The following is a 15,194-nucleotide window of genomic DNA, read 5'->3' as shown; positions in this document are numbered from 1 at the left end:
CTTGTGTCGCCGATCCCTGATCGGCATTCGTTCAGCGTGGGGCGTCGGCTCCGGGTGCCAGGAAGCGCGTGATGATGCGCCGCAAGCTGGCCTTGTCCTTGGAGGGCTGGAAGCCGGCGTCGGCAGAGGCCCGGACGAACGCACCTTCGATCAGCACCAGGATCCAGTTGGCGGCTGCGACCGGATCAAGCGTCGGGTCGATCTGGCCGGCCTCTGCCGCTCGTTTCAACAACATTGTCACGCCGTCGCGGTTTTCGCGGTCGTTGCGGTCGAGAAGGGCGGCGAATTCGGCATCGCGCTTGGCATTGGCGATGACCTCGAGCATCAAGCCCGCCAGATGCGGGTACTCCGTCTGCGCGACCATAAAATCGGCGAAGCCCAGCAATGCCTCGAGAGCATCGTCGGCCTTAGCTGCCTGCTCGAGCAGGGCGGCATTGTCGCGACCGTCCTGTTCGAAGATCGCCGTGAAGATTGCCTGCTTGGAGGGGAAGTAGTGAAACAGGTTGCCGGAGCTCATGCCCGCGGCCGCGCAGATGTCGGCGGTGCGCGTGCTTTGAAATCCCTTGGTGGCAAAGCACTCGGCGGCCGCAGCGAGGATATGCCGGCGCCTGGCCTCGTGCTTGGCAGGGTCAACCGTGCGCATGGGCAGGCTCCACCAGCGATGCGCAGATGCTCTGGTCCATCGGTTCATTCATCCTGTGGCTGCTCCTGCCGGGAAATCTTCCTGAGTCGCCGGCGCCTGACTTCATTGAAGCTGACGGCAATCGCCACCACAATCGGAACGACCCACTTCATGCAGGCAAGCACCTGTCTTAGCCAGTCCGGCAGGTTGAAATGCAACCAGGAGGGCCAAAGCCAGCGCAGCGTCAGCCAATCCGGCCAGAGGTCGCGCAGCCATGACAGATCCAGGCTTGGCCAGGGGATCCACGACCAGTCGATGTTGGGGATCAGGAAAGCGAAAATCGCACCAACGCCCAAAATGCCGGCCAGCACCTCTGCTGTTGCCAGGATCACGTGACGCGATGCGTAAAGCCTTGGGCGCCGCCGGGCAAAAGCCGCCAGCCTGGTCTTGAGGCGGATGGCGTTGGATCGTCGGGCAATCGGTTTCGGGCGCATTGATTAATAATAGACCGCGCACTCTGTTTATTCAAGATGACGGCTGCTGATTTGTCGGAAGGGTTGTAATCCGCCGCGCCGTCTCGATATCTGACCGGCATGAGGCATGTTTGTCGTGTCGACCCTGAAGCGGCAGGCGAGGGCGGAAAATGAGCAAGGATGGACCTGGAATGGTTGCAGCAAACGGGAACGCCGCCGTGCCGACAGCCGCCCGCGCTCTGAACTCCGATGAAGCTGCCAAACTGTTGGCATTGCGGCGGACAAAGTTCATCGCAACCGGCGCGCTGGTAGCCTGTGTCGCGGTGTTTGCCATTGCCAAGTCGCTGCAAGGGCGCTGGCCATGGCTTGGGTTCGTTGCCGCCTTCGCCGAGGCAGCGACAATCGGTGGTCTGGCCGACTGGTATGCGGTGGTGGCGCTGTTCAAGCGGCCGCTTGGCCTGCCGATCCCGCATACGGCGATCATTCCGTCCAACCAAAACAGGATCGCCGACAACCTCGGCCATTTCATCGAAGCCAACTTCCTGGCGCCCGAGCCGGTGCGGCAGAAGCTCAAGGAGGTGGATTTCGCGGCCCTCGTCGCTGACTGGCTGTCGGACCGCAGCAGGGCGGAGGGGCTGTCGCTGTTTGTCGGTCGACTGGTGCCGCAGATGCTGCAGGCGATCGAAGGCTCCGGCCTGCGCGAGTTTGCGACGCGCCGGATGCTGGATCGTATCGGCAAGGTTGAGGTCGCGCCTTTGGCGGCGGAGTTGCTGTCGGCCTTTACCGAAGATCGCCGACATCAGCGCCTGCTCGACGAGTTCACCAAGATCATCGGCAACTTCCTGAGTGATGAGCAGGCGCTGGCTGTGCTGCGCGAGAAGATCAGGGAAGAACTACCGTCGGTGTTCAACCTGTTTCGTGCCGATGCCTACCTGCTCAAGCGCATCGTCGCATCCGCAGCCACTTTGCTTGAAGAGGTTAAGGCCGATCCCGACCATCCGCTGCGCGGCGAATTCGACCAATTCGTCCACGGCTTTATCGAGCAGCTTCGTCACTCGCCTGATTATGCCCGGCGCGCCGAGGAGCTAAAGCGCAACTTCCTCGCTCGCCCCGAACTGCGGGGGCTGGCGCAGGATGTCTGGAAAAGCATGCGCGGCTTCATCGAACAGGACGTCGCATCGCCTCAATCCATGACGCGGAAGCACCTGACCAGCCTGTTCATCGAGGTCGGCCAGAACCTGGCGCGTGATCCGCATATCCGCGCCGACATGAATGCAGGTTTCGTCGTAGCACTCGCCTCGTTCGTCGAAAGCCAGAAGAGCGGCGTGTCAAGTTTCATATCCGAGCAGGTCAGGCGCTGGGACCTCGGCCAGCTGACCCGGCTGATCGAGATCAACATCGGCCGCGACCTGCAATACATCCGGTTCAACGGCATGCTGATCGGCGGCCTTGCCGGCCTCGTGCTTTATTCCGCCGAGTTGCTGTTGCTCGCGAATTGACCCTCACCACTGCTGCTCTATTCTGGTCTTGTACCTCCGGGAGTGCCTCGGAGCCAAACGGGAGCAAGTCATGGCGAAGAAGCCGGAAGCGGAATCCTTTCTGGACATGTTTTCGAAGTTCGGCCGCGATCTGAAGATGCCTGCGGTCGATGTCGACGACATTGTCAGCCATCACCGCAAAAACCTCGAAGCGCTGGAAAAATCGGTCAAGGCGAGCGCTGCCGGTGCTTCCTCGCTTGTCGCCAAGCAGCGTGAAATGATCCAGAGCGCGCTGCACGAAATCACCGAGGCGGCACAAGGAATCCGCGCGCCGGGTAATCCGCAGGAGCTGCTCGGCAAGCAGGCAGACTTTGCCAAGCGCTCCTTTGAAGCCGCGCTGAAGAACGCTGGCGAGGTCGCCGAGATCGTACGCAAGTCGGGTACGGAGTCGGTCGAAATCCTGCGCGAGCGCATCCGCGCATCGATGGACGAAATTCGCGACAGCTACGACAAGAAGAAGTAGCCGTCCCGGCTCGGCCCTGACCTCAGCTCTCTTGTGGGTTTCGCGAGAGCGTTCGCGCATTGCCCGTCGTCGGATGCTATTGAAGGCCGATCACCATCGGAGCGCGTTACGTCCGTCCGGGCGCACAAAGACGCTTTAACACTTTGAATCCGGGTATTGTGCCTTCCGCGAATCGACACAGATTCGCGGACCGGCGCAGCAGGGTTCAACTGGGGTAGAGGATGAAGGTAGGCATCGAGATGGGAGCGGCGTCCGGCGGGGCGAAGGCTCAGCTTGATCTCGAAGAACTGTTGGCGACCCGTTTGCTGGTTCAAGGCAATTCGGGTTCGGGAAAGTCGCATCTGTTGCGCCGCCTGCTCGAACAGAGCGCGCCGTGGGTGCAGCAGTGCGTCATCGATCCCGAGGGTGATTTCGTCACGCTCGCCGACAAGTTCGGACACGTCGTGGTCGATGCCCAGCGCACCGAGGCCGAACTGACCCGCATCGCCGGCCGCATCCGCCAGCATCGCGTTTCGGTCGTGCTCAACCTCGAAGGGCTCGATGTCGAGCAGCAGATGCGCGGTGCCGCGGCCTTCCTGAACGGCATGTTCGATGCCGAGCGCGATTTCTGGTACCCGGTTCTGGTCGTCGTCGACGAGGCGCAGCTGTTTGCGCCGGCCATCGCCGGTGAGGTCTCCGACGAGGCGCGGAAAATCTCGCTTGGCGCGATGACCAACCTGATGTGCCGCGGCCGCAAGCGCGGCCTGGCCGGCGTCATCGCCACCCAGCGCCTGGCCAAGCTTGCCAAGAACGTCGCCGCCGAGGCGTCCAACTTCCTGATGGGCCGCACCTTCCTCGACATCGACATGGCGCGTGCCGCCGATCTGCTCGGCATGGAGCGCCGCCAGGCCGAAATGTTCCGCGATCTGGCGCGTGGCAACTTCATTGCGTTAGGACCGGCCATGTCGCGACGGCCGCTGCCTGTCGCTATTGGTCCGGTGGAAACGTCGGCGCGTTCGGTCAGCCCCAAGCTGATGCCACTGCCTGATGCCAATGACGATACGCGCGAGTTGATCTTCGCACCGGCCCCGCTGGAAACGCGCCAGACAGTCCGGCGCGTGGTGCCGCCGACGCCGACGCCCACGGCCGACATCATCGCCCAGCTTTCACAGGTGCGCGCCGAAGCGTCCGCGCCCGTCGCCGAGCCGATTTTCCCGCTGTTCGACGAAGCCGAGCGTGAGGCCCTGATCGACACCATCGTGCGTGAGATGGTCGAAGATCCCGACGCGGCGTTCCGCACCGATGCCGTGCTCTACCAGGATTTTCTTGTGCGTTGCCGCATCAAGCGCCTGCAGGGTGAGCCGCCGCCGCTTTCCTCCTTCCGCCGCCGCTACGCTGTGGCACGGTCAGGCATCGACGACGAAACGGCGTCGAGCGACACCTGGCAGCAGGCGCTTGGCATGTCGGTGGCGCTTCCAGAGGATCTGCAGGCGGTGTTTCTGATCGTTGCGCAGGCAGCGGTAAAGGGGGCGCCTTGCCCATCGGACGCTGCCATCGCGCATGCCTATGGCAGTCATTCGGCGCGCCGGGCACGACGGCTGCTTACCTATTTCGAGGAGCAGGGGCTGGTCGTCGTACGCACCGATTTTCACGGCAAACGCTCGGTGGCATTCCCCGAACTCGGCTGCGAAACAGCGCCCGGCGACCCCGAGAGAATCGACGATCTGCCTGAGCGCGAAGCTGCGGAGTAGCGTCTCCGATGCGCTTGGAGGTTGACAAGCGCGCCTCGTTTATGGTCCCCAACGCAGCACTTGGCCAGCTGACGTCGGAGAGGAAGCGTGTGCAAACCTATCGAGACCTATGAGGAATTGCGCCAGAAGATCGGGCAGGAACTCGGCGTTTCGGATTGGGTTCTCGTCGACCAGACCCGCATCGACGCTTTTGCCGATTGCACCGGCGACCGCCAGTGGATCCACGTCGATCCTGAAAGGGCGAAGCGGCGCAGCCCTTTTCGCACCACCGTTGCACATGGCTTTTTGACCTTGTCGTTGATCGGTGCGCTGGTCCAGGAGATCGGCGTGGTGCCCGACAACACGCTTGCCGCCTTCAATTATGGGCTCGACAAGGTGCGTTTCGTCTCGCCGGTGAAGGTCGGTTCGCGAGTGCGCATGCGCACCGTGCTGATGTCGATGGACGACAAGGGCCCGGGGCAGTACCTGCTCAAGGCCGAAAACACCATCGAGATCGAAGGCGAGGACAAGCCAGCACTCGTCGCCGAAACGCTGGTCATGCTCTACGAGAAGCGCAAGAAGGCGACTGCCTGAGCCGCCGCCATTTTCCTGTCAGTTACGCGATCGAAATCTCGATCTCGCCCACGCCGGCGACACCGCCTGATATGCGGTCGCCCGGCTTCACGGCGCCGACGCCCGCCGGCGTGCCGGTGTAGATCAGGTCGCCGGCCTTCAGTTCCATGGATTCGCTGCAGATGGCGATCACTTCGGGGATCGACCAGATCAGTTCCGAGAGGTCGCCTTGCTGCCTGGTCTCCCCGTTGACGGCAAGCCAGACACGTCCTTTGGCCGGGTGGCCGATCTCGGACACGCGGACGAGCGGCCCACATGGCGCCGATTGGTCGAACCCCTTGCCCCAGTCCCAGGGGCGGCCCAGCTTCTTGGCGGCATCCTGCAGGTCGCGGCGGGTCAGGTCGATGCCGACGCCGTAGCCCCAGACATGGTCCAGCGCATTTTCTGTCGCGATGTTGGAACCACCTCGGCCTATGGCAACGACAAGTTCGATCTCGTGATGCAGGTCGCTTGTCAGTGGCGGGTAGGGGATGGTTGCGCCGCTGTCGACCACGCAATCGGCTGGCTTGCCGAAGAAGAACGGCGGCTCGCGGTCGGGATCCTTGCCCATCTCGCGGGCATGCGCCGCGTAGTTGCGGCCGACACAGAAGATGCGTCGTACAGGAAACCGTTCGGACGAGCCGGAAACGGCGACCGAAGCCGGCTCGGGCGGAGCGATGACGAAGTTGACCAAGCAGTGCCTCCCGCAAACGTGATGACGGCTTTTGGCACGATCTGCGCGCGCATTCCACTTGCAATCAACGATGAGGCGGCGGCCGTTGCTCGCTCGCGGCAAGATGACGGAAGTCGAAGCGGCTCCGATCTGGCGTCTTTTCTGCCCTGGCATGCACGCATTGCGTGTCTGGATCCAAAAAGGCGCTTGCAGCCGGCATTGGCACAGATAGGATTTGCTCACCTGACTGGTGCGGGGTCTACCTAGCCGGTCGCGGCAACATGGGAGGTTTCATGTCGGAGGTATCTTTGGTCGTGAATGGCCGAAAGGTCAGCGGCGCGGTGGAGGACCGTACGCTGCTCGTTCATTTCCTGCGCGAGCATTTGGGTTTGACCGGAACGCATGTCGGTTGCGACACGTCGCAATGCGGCGCCTGTGTTGTCCATGTCGACGGCAAGGCCACCAAGTCCTGCACGATGCTCGCCATTCAGGCATCGGGTTCGACCGTTACCACCATCGAAGGCCTTGCCAATGGTGCTGACCTTCATCCCGTCCAGGCGGCATTCAAGGAACATCATGGCCTGCAGTGCGGCTTCTGCACGCCGGGCATGATCATGACCGCGACCGACATGATCCGCAGGCATCCCGAAGGGCTCGACGAAACCACCGTGCGCGCGGAACTCGAAGGCAACATCTGCCGCTGCACCGGCTACCACAACATCGTCAAGGCGATCCTCGCCGCTTCGAAAACGATGTCGAAGGCGTCCAAGAGCAAGGCGAAAAAGGCGGCGTGATTGGAAGGAGCGAGTAGTGAGTAGCGAGTAGGGGCTTTGCCGCTGCCGCCGTCACCGCTTTCTCCATTCGCTATGCACTACTCACTATTCGCTATTCGCTTTTTCAGGTTCGGGAGGAACTCAGATGGGAATCGAAGGCATCGGCGCGCGGGTTGCGCGCAAAGAAGACAAGAGATTCATCACCGGCGCCGGGCGCTATGTCGACGACATGGTCGTTCCAGGTATGAAACACGCGGCATTCGTGCGCAGCCCGCACGCGCACGCCGACATCAAGAAGATCGACACCAAGAAGGCGGAGGCCATGCCAGGTGTCATCGGCGTGCTCACCGGCAGGCAGCTCAAGGCTGACGGCATCGGCAACTTGATCTGCGGCTGGATGATCCATTCCAAGGATGGTTCGCCGATGAAGATGGGCGCGTGGTCGCCGCTGGCGGTCGACCGGGTGCGCTATGTCGGCGACGCCGTCGTCGTGGTGGTCGCCGATACCAAGGGCCAGGCGCGCGATGCGGCGGAAGCAGTCGAGATCACCTACAAGGAACGCAAGTCGGTCGCTGACGCGGTCGACGCTTTGGGCAAGGGCGCGCCGCAGCTCCATCCTGAAGCAGATGGCAATCTGATCTTCGACTGGGGCATTGGCGACGCCGCCGCCACCGACGCGGCGCTCAAATCCGCCGCCCACGTCACGCGCCTCAACATCGTCAACAACCGGCTGGTGCCCAATGCGATGGAGCCGCGCGCAGCACTTGGCCACTACGACAAGGCCGAGGATCACTACACCTGCTGGACGACCTCGCAGAACCCGCATGTCGCACGGCTGGTGATGAGCGCGTTCTACAACGTCGCGCCGGAAAACAAGCTGCGCGTCATCGCCCCTGATGTCGGCGGCGGCTTCGGCTCAAAGATCTACATCTATCCCGAGGAAATCGTCTGCCTGTGGGCCTCCAAGCGGACCGGCGTGCCGGTCAAATGGGTGGCCGACCGCACCGAGAGCTTCCTGACCGATGCGCATGGCCGCGATCACCACACCACGGTCGAGATGGGTTTTGACAAGAACAACAAGATCGTCGGGCTGAAGGTCGACACCATCGCCAATCTCGGCGCCTACATGTCGCTGTTTTCCTCGGCGACGCCGACCTATCTTTACGCCACGCTGCTGTCGGGCCAGTACAACATCCCGGCGATCTACGGCAATGTGCGCACCGTCTACACCAACACCGCACCGGTCGACGCCTATCGCGGCGCCGGGCGGCCGGAGGCGACCTTCGTGCTCGAGCGCACGATGGAGATCGCCGCGCGTGAGCTTGGCGTTTCGCCCGCCGAACTGCGGCGGACGAATTTCATCACCCAGTTCCCGCACCAGACGCCTGTCATCATGTGCTACGACGCCGGCAATTATGGCGCGTCGCTCGATGCGGCGATGAAGCAGGCCGATTATGCCGGCTTTGCCAAGCGCAAGACGGCTGCGGCCAAGAAGGGCAAACTGCGCGGCATCGGCATGAGCTGCTACATCGAGGCCTGCGGCATTGCGCCGTCGGCGGCGGTGGGTTCGCTCGGCGCTGGTGTCGGTTTGTGGGAGTCCGCCGAGGTGCGGGTCAATGCGGTGGGCACGATCGAGGTGCTGACCGGCTCGCACAGCCATGGCCAGGGGCATGAGACGACCTTCGCCCAGCTGGTCAACTCACGCTTCGGAGTGCCGCTGGACAGCGTCTCGATCGTCCATGGCGACACCGACAAGGTGCAGATGGGCATGGGCACCTATGGCTCGCGCTCGGGTGCCGTCGGCATGTCGGCGATCGTCAAGGCGCTCGACAAGGTCGAGGCCAAGGCCAAGAAGATCGCCGCCCACCTGCTTGAAGCCGACGAAGGTGACATCGTCATCGAAAACGGCCAGCTCAAGGTTGCCGGTACCGACAAGAACGTGCCGTGGTTCCAGATGGCGCTCGCCGCCTATACCGCGCACAACCTGCCGCAAGGCATGGAGCCCGGCCTGAAGGAGACGGCGTTCTACGATCCGTCCAACTTCACCTTCCCGGCCGGATGCTACATCTGCGAGGTCGAAATCGATCCCGACACCGGCAAGACCGATATCATCCAGTTCGTCGCCGCCGATGACTTCGGCAACATCATCAACCCGATGATCGTCGAGGGGCAAGTGCATGGCGGTATCGCGCAAGGCGTTGGCCAGGCGTTACTGGAAGGCGCCGTCTATGACGCCAGCGGTCAGCTTTTGACGGCAAGCTACATGGACTACACCATGCCGCGTGCCGACGATCTGCCGTCATTCCAGGTCTCGACGTCGAATACGCCTTGTCCGAGCAATCCGCTTGGCATCAAGGGGTGCGGCGAGGCCGGCGCCATCGGTTCGCCGCCGGCGGTCATCAACGCCATCACCGATGCGCTCGGCCATGACAACCTGACCATGCCGGCGACGCCGGGCAAGGTTTGGGCCGCACTGCGCGCCGGCGCGAAACACTGAGGAGGACGCACCATGTATTCCGTCAACTATCATCGCGCCACCTCGGTCGCGGATGCCGCCAAGAAGATCAAGAGCGGTGACGCCAAGTACCTCTCGGGTGGCATGACGCTCATTCCCGCCATGAAGACCCGACTTGCGGCACCGTCGGATCTCGTCGACCTGAACCATATTGCCGACCTCAAGGGCATCAAGGTCTCGGGCAAGAGCATCACCATTGGTGCTGCGACGACGCATTTCGATGTCGCCAACGACGAGAAGCTGAAGAAAGTCTGTCCCGCGCTGTCGCATCTCGCCAGCCACATCGGTGATCCCGCGGTTAGGCATCGCGGTACCATCGGTGGCTCGGTCGCCAACAACGATCCGGCCGCCGACTATCCCTCGGCGCTGCTGGCGCTGGGCGCGACTGTCGTCACCAACAAGCGCCAGATCGCCGCTGACAAGTTCTTCAAGGGCCTGTTCGAAACAGCACTCAAGGACGACGAGATCGTCACCGCTGTCACCTTCACTGCGCCGGCCAAGTCGGGTTACGCCAAGTTCCCCAACCCGGCGTCGCGGTATGCGATGACCGGCGTATTCGTGACGAAGGGCAAGGATGGCGTGCGCGCGGCGGTCACCGGGGCAGGCGACGACGGCGTGTTCCGCTCCAAGGAGATCGAGGCGGCACTGACCAAGAAGTTCGAGGCATCGGCGCTGGAAGGCGTGACGGTTCCGTCAGGCAGTCTGATGGGCGACATCCACGCCACGCCCGAATATCGTGCCAATCTGGTGGTGGTGATGGCCAAGCGCGCGGTTGCCGCCGCCAACGCCTGACCGCAAACAAACGCAAGGTGCCAAGGGGGGCCTTCGGGCCCCTTTTGATGTCAGAAAGGAAACAGGACATGGCCGTTCGTCGCATCGTCGCCAATCTCCACGCAGCCGACCCGACGGCGGCAAAAGCATTCTACGGCGAATTGCTTGGGCTTGACGTCCTCATGGATCACGGCTGGATCCTGACCTTCGGCACCGGTGGTGCGATGACACCGCAACTCGGCGTGGCCAGCGAGGGTGGATCGGCTACGCCGGTACCGGTGCTTTCGATCGAGGTCGACAATGTCGATGAGCTTTATGACAGGGTGAAGACTTCGCGTTATGCGATTGTCTATGATCTCGCCGACGAGCCTTGGGGCGTGAGGCGGTTTTTCGTCCGCGATCCGTTCGGCAACATCATCAACATCCTCGAGCACGCGACATAGAACGAAAGTCTGCGATTTTCGGATAGACATCTTGCCGGTCAGCCCTTGGCATCGGTCGCGAAGGCGGCTTACATGCCGCGCGCATGTCGTCGCATCAACATCAGCATTCTGGAGCTTAGTGGAATGGCGCGTCCGATAACTTCGATCGCCGATCTTCGCGCAATCGCCAAGCGCCGCGTGCCGCGCATGTTCTACGACTATTGCGATTCCGGTTCCTGGACCGAGAGCACCTATCGCGAGAACGAAAGCGACTTCGTGCCGATCAAGCTGCGCCAGCGCGTCGCCGTCGACCTGCGCAACCGTACACTCAAGACCACGATGGCCGGCGAGACGGTATCGATGCCGGTGGCGATCGCACCGACGGGACTCACCGGCATGCAGCATGCCGATGGCGAGATCCATGGCGCGCGGGCGGCGGAAAAGGCAGGCATTCCGTTCACGCTGTCGACGATGAGCATCTGCTCGATCGAAGACATCGCCGAAAACACCAGCAAGCCATTCTGGTTCCAGCTCTATGTCATGAAGGACCGCGATTTCGTCTCGCGGCTGATCCAGCGCGCCAAGGCGGCGAAATGCTCGGCACTGGTGCTGACGCTCGACCTGCAGATTCTCGGCCAGCGCCACAAGGACGTCATCAACGGCCTGTCGACGCCGCCGCGCATGACGATCCCCAACATCATCAACCTGGCGACCAAGCCGCGGTGGTGCCTCAACATGCTGCGCACCAACCGGCGCACCTTCCGCAACATCGCCGGCCACGCCAAGGGCGTCACCGACCTGCGCTCGCTGTCGTCATGGACAGCCGAACAGTTCGATCCGGCGCTGAGCTGGGACGACGTCAAGTGGATCAAGGATCAGTGGGGCGGCAAGCTGATCCTCAAGGGCATTCTCGACCCGGAAGACGCGGAGAAGGCAGCGGCAAGCGGCGCCGATGCTTTGATCGTCTCCAACCATGGCGGCCGCCAGCTCGACGGCGCGATCTCGTCGATCTCGGCGCTGCCTGCCATTGTCGACGCTGTCGGCGACCGCATCGAAGTGCTGATGGATGGCGGCATCCGCTCCGGCCAGGACGTGCTCAAGGCCGTGGCGCTCGGCGCCAAGGGCGTGTTCATCGGCCGTTCGTTCCTCTATGGCCTCGGCGCCGGCGGGGAAGCGGGGGTAACCGCTTGCCTCGACATCATCCGCAAGGAGCTCGACATCACCATGGCCTTCTGCGGCTTGCGCGACATCAACGACGTTGACAGCCGCATCATCGCCCGGCGCTGAACCGTCGCCAAGCTGCCATTGGAGCTGGCTGAATGAAGCCGTTGTTTCACCGTGCCACCGGCAAGGCGGCATTCAAGGCGAAACGCGTCGGGCTCGTCGCGCTCGGCGTGCTCATGCTCGCCCTCGGTGTCATCGGCGCATTCGTGCCAGTCATGCCGACGACGATCTTCCTGATCCTGGCGGCGTGGTGTTTCGGGCGATCGTCGCCGCGCATCGAGGCGTGGATGCTCAATCATCCTAGCTTCGGCCCAACCTTGCGGGCCTGGCGGCAATATGGCGCCGTCCCGCGCAAGGCGAAGATCCTGGCCGGCCTGGGCATGGCTTCGGGCTATGGCCTGTTTTTCGTTGGCGCTAAGCCGGAGCCATTGCTGGCTGTCGCGGTCGCCGCATTCGTTGCAGTGGTGGCCATCTATGTCACCACACGACCCGAACAGACTGATGCCGCCGGCGATGCTGAAGGCGCCGACGAGGTGCGCCCGACGGCCAGGCAGAACGAAGATGTTTGAGAGCTTTGTTGGTTGAACATCACTGACTTGAGCCGGCCGCTGGCGTAGCTGGGCCGTGCTGGCTGGCGTGCGCATTGGTGCCAGACCTTGCGATTTCAGCCGATGTCGTCGATATGAGGCACAAGATCCTTGCCTATATGCTTGGCTCACGCTGCAATGCTGGGTGACGGAACGCGCCGCAGCAATCACATCTTCGATGTCGGAAAATGGCTGGATATCACGACTACAAGCTAGCGGTTGCACCGATGATGGATAGGGAAGATAGATAAATAATATCAGTTAGTTATGAGTGTTCGTGTGCAAAAATTGCACGCGAAAGTTCTGCTTCTCTTCTTTTTTCGTTCCCGCGAGGGACCCGCCGACAGCCCTTTTTGGGCGCACTGCTGCCGAAGGCTGTGACCTCTCCAACGCGGTTGGTCGCCATGATATCCGTTCCTGTTTATCTGCCGCGGCGTCCAGTGTGCCTAGGGAACCTGGATTCGAGCCAGGATCAGACAGATTTACGGTCAAATGCTCGAATGAATTTGACCGGCACTGTTGTGCTGCGGTGCATCTCCCGGCGAAGTTCCGAAGGAACAATGAAACGAAGCAACGGCGAAACCCAGGACATATCGATCTGAGCGGATCGTACTTGCATAGAGCAGACACCGTCCGCTGCCCCCTTTGGCTCAATTGCTTCTGTTTTGGAAACTGCCGCCCTAGCTGGTCGCTTGGGGCGGTGCTTCATTTTGCCAGCCGGCTAGCTCTGGTAGATCATCAAGCCAGCTTTTCTCTGTCATCGAGGCATCCTCGGTCTGCGGTGCAGCCTCGGTGGCGTTTTGAATGAGCCAGTCCACCCATTTCCGATAGGCAGCCGGGTCCAGTTGGGGCGGCAGCACCTTGGCCTTGGCCAGCATGCGTTTGCGGAAACTGACTTGCCTGCGAAGTTTGGTCGTCGTGAACTTGATCGCCTTGCCTTGGTATTCAACCGTCCAGCGCCCATCCCCATGGCTGGCGAGCCTATCAATGGCGAAACCGGCATCGACCGGCCTGTCCCGCCAAGGAAGCTCGATGGCATTCTTCCTCAGGTCGATAGCCCATCGCCGGTAGTTGGCCCCGGCACGCTGGGGCGGCAGCACACCAGCCTGTTCGAGTATCTTCCTTCGGAAGGTAGGCTGCTTCTTGATCTGGCCCGTCGTCAGTTCGATGCGATGCCCACGGAATTCGACGTGCCACCGAATCCTCCCGTTACCGAAATACTTTACCAGCCTGTCGATGACGAACTCGTCATCGCTAAGCGTCGTGCATCCCTGCTTGATGCTTTCGAGAATGTACTGGCTATCGGTGAGCATGACGCGGCCTCGTGCAGGACCTATCGGAAGCTTAGAGATTCAAAAAAATCAAGGACCAATTTCCCCACCGTATCATGATTTGTGTTGTGGAATTGTTGGCTGGAGTTCGTGAAATCCTTTCAAACTTTCTGCTTCGCGCATGCTTTTTGCTGCTATGGCCGTCGCAGAAGTCGTTTCTAAACTTGTGGGATTTTAACTCGCGGTCCGTAATATGCTTCATCGGCCAGCCGCGGCGTATGAAATGCGGCGAGTCTTTCCTCGCTGTCGTCGACGATTTTCTCCGCCATGGCTGGCGCTCTGCAAAGGCACGGGCAAAATCGTCAAGTTCGATGGGATTGTCCTTCATGGCCGGGCCATCAAGTCGGAGTAGCCGATCACGGCCGATCAACAGTCCGGCTTGCCCCAAGGCAGCCTGGCGGTCCACAACGCGGTCATGATCAGTTTCTTGCGCCCACTCTGCTCAACCGCCTGGCGAAACTCGAAATCCTCCCATGCGTTGATCGTCGTTCGATCATAGGTGGGCAGGAAGTCGAGAACCTTGCGGAGCTGCGGTATCGGCGGCTTGTTGAGGCCGCTCTTAACATTCACCGTTGAATGAATGATCGGCAAGCCATAGGCGACCGCCGCCTTGGACGCCCCAACGATGTTGTTGACCAAGAGTTGCCGGTCCATGGAGGCTATAGAATTCACCTAGACCGGCTGATAGTCGATGATGACGAATGCAGAATTCTGAGGCGTCAGAAGATGATCGCTGACCGGATCACGAATAGGTTCGCTGGCCATTTCCGTCCTTTCATTCGCCGCTCGGACTTAGCGTGGTGGCGATAACGGAACGATTGAGCTCATTTGCTCGGGCATCGAATGATTGTATCAGATCACTGGGCAAAGTCAGCATGAGACGCAAGACCCGGCATTACGCCGTGACTCCGGCGATGCTCCATGCAGCGGTTCAAAGTCGGCCTGTGCTGGCGTCAACCGTCCAGCATGGCAGCATATTCGGGATGGCGGCTTGCGAACATCGCCATGAACGGACACTTTGCAATTACCCTCCGCTCGCTGGCGCGAATAGCCTCGAAAACCCCTTTGGCCAGCTTCGTACCAATGCCCTGTCCAGACAGGTGTTGTGGCACTTCGGTGTGGACTAGGACGACCTTGCCGTTTTCGATCCGGTAGTAGGCAACGGCCACCTAATCATCAACGGTGAGTTCGAAGCGGTGGTGCGCCTGGTTGTCGACGACTTGGTCGGTCATACCTGAAACCCCTCATTTAGTTCCCTGTTGAAAGCACGGTGCGTACCCCCAATGGGTGAGCGTCCAGAATGACGGACGCACCAATGGGGCGCTAGATGTCGTTTCCAAGAAGGTTGTTCAGCCTTTGGAACGGGCTGATGCCGCCGAGTGCAGAGTGTGGGCGCGTTAGGTTGTAGTTTGCTGCCCAGTGGTGAATGGCTTTGGCGCGTTCGTTCGATGAGGCGTATGGCCTGGCATAGGCCCATTCGC

The 15,194-nt window shown here is 61.4% G+C and carries 16 protein-coding genes and 1 pseudogene; 10 read left to right on the top strand and 7 right to left on the bottom strand.

Translation table 11 applies throughout. From position 1 onward, the window contains the following. Positions 1-31: 31 nt before the first annotated feature. Together IHE39_RS20445 and IHE39_RS20440 are read right to left on the bottom strand one after the other, a co-directional pair. Positions 32-643 carry a TetR/AcrR family transcriptional regulator gene (locus tag IHE39_RS20445; protein ID WP_192567782.1) on the bottom strand — a complete coding sequence of 204 codons (612 nt, stop codon included), beginning with the start codon at positions 641-643 and terminating at the stop codon, positions 32-34. A 44-nt stretch (positions 644-687) separates the two neighbouring features. Beyond that, entirely contained in the window at positions 688-1,014 is a 327-nt protein-coding gene (locus tag IHE39_RS20440; protein ID WP_192567781.1) for a hypothetical protein, read from the bottom strand. Positions 1,015-1,286: 272 nt separating this feature from the next. Here IHE39_RS20440 and IHE39_RS20435 point away from each other — a divergent pair, with 272 nt between their 5' ends. The 4 genes from IHE39_RS20435 to IHE39_RS20420 all read left to right on the top strand — a co-directional run bounded on the left by IHE39_RS20435 (position 1,287) and on the right by IHE39_RS20420 (position 5,399). Continuing rightward, entirely contained in the window at positions 1,287-2,594 is a 1,308-nt protein-coding gene (locus IHE39_RS20435; RefSeq protein ID WP_192567780.1) for a DUF445 domain-containing protein, read from the top strand. A 70-nt stretch (positions 2,595-2,664) separates the two neighbouring features. Further along, positions 2,665-3,096 (top strand): phasin family protein, encoded by a 432-nt coding sequence (locus IHE39_RS20430; RefSeq protein WP_184767391.1) that lies wholly within the window; start codon positions 2,665-2,667, stop codon positions 3,094-3,096. Positions 3,097-3,317: 221 nt separating this feature from the next. Beyond that, positions 3,318-4,826, top strand: a complete 1,509-nt coding sequence (locus IHE39_RS20425) for a helicase HerA domain-containing protein (protein ID WP_192567779.1) — start codon at positions 3,318-3,320, stop codon at positions 4,824-4,826. Positions 4,827-4,913: 87 nt separating this feature from the next. Beyond that, entirely contained in the window at positions 4,914-5,399 is a 486-nt protein-coding gene (locus IHE39_RS20420; RefSeq protein WP_312880711.1) for a MaoC family dehydratase, read from the top strand. A gap of 22 nt (positions 5,400-5,421) precedes the next feature. On the opposite strand, the gene IHE39_RS20415 is transcribed toward IHE39_RS20420, so the two are convergent. Next, positions 5,422-6,111, bottom strand: a complete 690-nt coding sequence (locus IHE39_RS20415; RefSeq protein ID WP_192567778.1) for a fumarylacetoacetate hydrolase family protein — start codon at positions 6,109-6,111, stop codon at positions 5,422-5,424. Positions 6,112-6,383: 272 nt separating this feature from the next. On the opposite strand from IHE39_RS20415, the gene IHE39_RS20410 reads away from it, so the two are divergent. From IHE39_RS20410 to IHE39_RS20385, 6 genes are all read left to right on the top strand, one after another. Further along, complete coding sequence (locus tag IHE39_RS20410; protein WP_184767394.1) at positions 6,384-6,884, top strand: (2Fe-2S)-binding protein; 501 nt, start codon at positions 6,384-6,386, stop codon at positions 6,882-6,884. A gap of 124 nt (positions 6,885-7,008) precedes the next feature. Then, positions 7,009-9,360: a xanthine dehydrogenase family protein molybdopterin-binding subunit gene (locus IHE39_RS20405; protein WP_192567777.1), complete on the top strand. Its 2,352-nt coding sequence runs from the start codon at positions 7,009-7,011 to the stop codon at positions 9,358-9,360. A 12-nt stretch (positions 9,361-9,372) separates the two neighbouring features. Next, positions 9,373-10,170, top strand: a complete 798-nt coding sequence (locus IHE39_RS20400; protein WP_192567776.1) for an FAD binding domain-containing protein — start codon at positions 9,373-9,375, stop codon at positions 10,168-10,170. A gap of 68 nt (positions 10,171-10,238) precedes the next feature. After that, positions 10,239-10,592: a glyoxalase superfamily protein gene (locus IHE39_RS20395; RefSeq protein WP_192567775.1), complete on the top strand. Its 354-nt coding sequence runs from the start codon at positions 10,239-10,241 to the stop codon at positions 10,590-10,592. A 123-nt stretch (positions 10,593-10,715) separates the two neighbouring features. Further along, positions 10,716-11,858, top strand: coding sequence for an alpha-hydroxy acid oxidase (locus tag IHE39_RS20390; RefSeq protein ID WP_192567774.1), 1,143 nt, complete (start codon positions 10,716-10,718; stop codon positions 11,856-11,858). 32 nt (positions 11,859-11,890) lie between these two features. Continuing rightward, on the top strand, positions 11,891-12,364 hold the full coding sequence (locus IHE39_RS20385; protein WP_184767399.1) for a YbaN family protein: 474 nt from the start codon (positions 11,891-11,893) through the stop codon (positions 12,362-12,364). Positions 12,365-13,062: 698 nt separating this feature from the next. On the opposite strand, the gene IHE39_RS20380 is transcribed toward IHE39_RS20385, so the two are convergent. The 4 genes and pseudogenes from IHE39_RS20380 to IHE39_RS20365 form a co-directional block, all read right to left on the bottom strand. Continuing rightward, positions 13,063-13,695 carry a hypothetical protein gene (locus IHE39_RS20380; protein WP_192567773.1) on the bottom strand — a complete coding sequence of 211 codons (633 nt, stop codon included), beginning with the start codon at positions 13,693-13,695 and terminating at the stop codon, positions 13,063-13,065. Between the two features lie 417 nt (positions 13,696-14,112). Then, positions 14,113-14,367, bottom strand: a pseudogene (locus tag IHE39_RS20375) (cysteine hydrolase family protein); the annotation flags it as partial. 299 nt (positions 14,368-14,666) lie between these two features. Further along, positions 14,667-14,882 (bottom strand): GNAT family N-acetyltransferase, encoded by a 216-nt coding sequence (locus IHE39_RS30745; protein ID WP_343070116.1) that lies wholly within the window; start codon positions 14,880-14,882, stop codon positions 14,667-14,669. A gap of 154 nt (positions 14,883-15,036) precedes the next feature. Next, positions 15,037-15,194: integrase core domain-containing protein (locus IHE39_RS20365; protein WP_192567772.1), on the bottom strand; the 158-nt coding region annotated here is incomplete at its 5' end.

This window comes from Aminobacter carboxidus, from assembly GCF_014863355.1.
Lineage (GTDB): Bacteria > Pseudomonadota > Alphaproteobacteria > Rhizobiales > Rhizobiaceae > Aminobacter > Aminobacter carboxidus.
Note: the sequence above shows the minus strand (reverse complement) of the source record. Positions and strands in the feature narration are given on the sequence as shown.